This is a genomic window from Neobacillus sp. MER 74 (assembly GCF_023714155.1).
In genome coordinates this window covers 1-215 of sequence record NZ_JAMAUV010000142.1, presented here as the reverse complement: position 1 = coordinate 215, position 215 = coordinate 1, and the positions used below count along the sequence as shown (strand labels likewise).

At 54.0% G+C, this 215-nt stretch carries 1 rRNA gene; it reads left to right on the top strand.

Features of this window, described 5'->3' with window-relative positions:
* Positions 1-206, top strand: a 23S ribosomal RNA gene (locus M3610_RS27905); the annotation flags it as partial.
* Positions 207-215: the final 9 nt, after the last annotated feature.

The window sequence follows — 215 nt, the reverse complement described above, 5'->3', positions numbered from 1 at the left end:
GGGGGGACGCAGGAGGATAGGGTAAGCGCGCTGTTGGATATGCGCGTCTAAGCAGTTAGGCTGAGAGGTAGGCAAATCCGCCTCTCATATAAGGCTGAGCTGTGACAGCGAGGGAAATTTAGTACCGAAGTTCCTGATTCCACACTGCCAAGAAAAGCCTCTAGCGAGATAAAAGGTGCCCGTACCGCAGACCGACCCAGGTAGGCGATGTAGTA